Raw genomic sequence first — 2,158 nt, 5'->3', positions numbered from 1 at the left:
CGCTATCGCCCAGCATCCGCGGGCGCGTGGCGGAAACCGTGCATGCACTGCGCGCGCAGCAGCAGCCGGCCGACGGTGCGCCGGATGCCACGCGCATCCGCCTGCACCTGCTGCCCAACGCCATCGCGCTGGCGCGCGCGCATTGGCTGGTGGGCACCGGCTGGGGCGGCTATCCGGCCGCGTACCGCGAAGTGGCGCGCGCCGAAACCGGGCCTGTCCCTGCACCGGCGGACGCGCCCTGGCTGCACACCGACAACCCGCACAACGAGTACCTGATGCAGCTGGGCGCGGGCGGCTTGCCGGCGCTGCTGCTGTTCGTTGCATGGCTGGCGCTGCCGCTGGCGCGCGTGCGTGCGCGGCAACACCGCGGCGACCCATGGGCCGGCGTGCTGGCCTGCCTGGCGCTGGCCTTTGCGCTGGGCTGCCTGTTCAACTCGCTGCTGCTGGACTTCACCGAAGGCCACCTGTACGCCGGCACCCTGGCCTGGCTGCTGGCGCGGCGCGAGCGGACCGCCTGAGCCATGCGGTCGGTGCTGGTGGTGGTCACCCGGCAGATCGGCGACGTGCTGCTGACGACGCCGCTGGTGCGCGAAGCGCGGCGGCTGTGGCCCGATGCGCAGATCGACGTGCTGGGACTGGAAGGCACGCTGGGCATGCTGCGCGGCAACCCGGACATCCGCGTGCTGATTCCCATGCCGCAGCGGCCGAAGCCGGCCGATGTCCTGGGTTTCACGCGCCACCTGTGGCGGCGCTATGACCTGGCGCTCGTGGCAGATACCGGCGACCGCGCGCATTTGATCGGCTGGATTGCGGCGAGGCAGCGCGCCGGCGTACTACCCGCGGAGAACGGCAGCAACTGGTGGAAGCGCCGGCTGCTCACGCACGCCGTGACAGCAGGCGGTGACCTGGGCGAGGTCCACATCGTCGAGGAAAAGCTGAAGCTGCTCGCGCCCTGGCAGGCAGCGGCCGGCGGCGCGGTGCAGCAGCCGGTGATCGCGCCGAAAGCCGAACTGGTCCCCGAGGAACTGCGCCAGCGGCTCAAGCCCGGCTACGTGGTGATGCACACCCCGTCGATGTGGCCGTACAAGCAGTGGCCGGTGGCACATTTCCGCACGCTTGCGGCACTGCTCGTAGACGCTGGACGCCAAGTCGTGCTCACCGGCGGCCCGGGCGCAAGCGACCGCGAAACGGTTGCGATGATGGAGGGTGCCGCGCCCGAAGATCTGCTGGTCGACGCCGGCCTGCTGAACTTCAACCAGTTGGCCGGCCTGCTGCAATCGGCCGCGCTCTACATCGGCCCCGACACGTCGGTGTCGCACCTCGCCGCCGCCTGCGGCGCGCCCGTGCTGGCGATCTTCGGCCCCACCAATCCACAGCGTTGGGCGCCATGGCCCTCCACCATCGGCGAACAGCCTGTGCGCTTCGTTCGCCGTGCCGCAACGCAGACGGTGGGCAACGTGACGCTGATGCAAGCCGAACTGCCCTGTGTTCCCTGCGGCAAGGCGGGTTGCGAGGATCACCGCTTGAGTCGGACCGATTGCTTGCCGATGATCACGCCTCAGCGTGTGGCATTGCGGGCGTTGGAGCTTTTAGGTTCCGCTCGGAGGTAGCGCGTACGTCGCGTCAGGCGGCGCCCGGCATGGGCTCATACTGCGGCGGTCGGCGCTGCGCGCCGACTTCGCTGTGCTGATCGGGCTGGGACCGGCGCGGAGGAACTCACTGCGCGCTCGCTAAAGCGACCGCTCCGTTCAGACAGCCTCCGCGAGTCAGTTCACGAAGCGCGCTGCGCGCGCCCGGCCCCAGCCCGATCAGCACAGCCACCGCAGAAATCGCCCACGCCGGGCACCGCCTGCCGCGACAGCCAACAGTGTTGGTATGCGAACAGTCGCGCGCCAACATTGCATCTGCAAAGCCGCACACGGGCGGGCCGTGGCGCGCAGTTGGACAGGGCGCCTGAGGCGGTTGGACGGACGGCAGCGCGGGGGAACTCTCTGCATAAAAATTGGGGTCAGATTCCAGTTTCGCGGGCCAGTTCTACAGGCCGCAGATGCGTCGCTATGCGACGCAGCGAAATTGGACTCTGACCCCAATTTTTATTCCCGGCGGAACTCACTTCGCGTTTGCAAAGCAAACGCTGCGTTCAGACAGCCGCCGTGAG

Annotated in this window: 2 protein-coding genes; both read left to right on the top strand. The window is 69.1% G+C overall.

The window, feature by feature from the left end:
- Positions 1–518: O-antigen ligase family protein (locus H0U68_RS19685; protein WP_296358602.1), on the top strand; the 518-nt coding region annotated here is incomplete at its 5' end.
- A gap of 3 nt (positions 519–521) precedes the next feature.
- Positions 522–1,610 (top strand): glycosyltransferase family 9 protein, encoded by a 1,089-nt coding sequence (locus tag H0U68_RS19680; RefSeq protein WP_296358601.1) that lies wholly within the window; start codon positions 522–524, stop codon positions 1,608–1,610.
- The last annotated feature ends 548 nt before the right edge of the window (positions 1,611–2,158 follow it).

The sequence above is a fragment of the Ramlibacter sp. genome, assembly GCF_013697775.1.
In the GTDB taxonomy this organism is placed as follows: Bacteria; Pseudomonadota; Gammaproteobacteria; order Burkholderiales; family Burkholderiaceae_C; genus Ramlibacter.
Note: the sequence above shows the minus strand (reverse complement) of the source record. Positions and strands in the feature narration are given on the sequence as shown.

Excerpts from the sequence above, each read along its gene's own strand:
- H0U68_RS19680 (WP_296358601.1), top strand. The coding sequence starts at position 522 with ATGCGGTCGGTGCTGGTGGTGGTCACCCGGCAGATCGGCGACGTGCTG.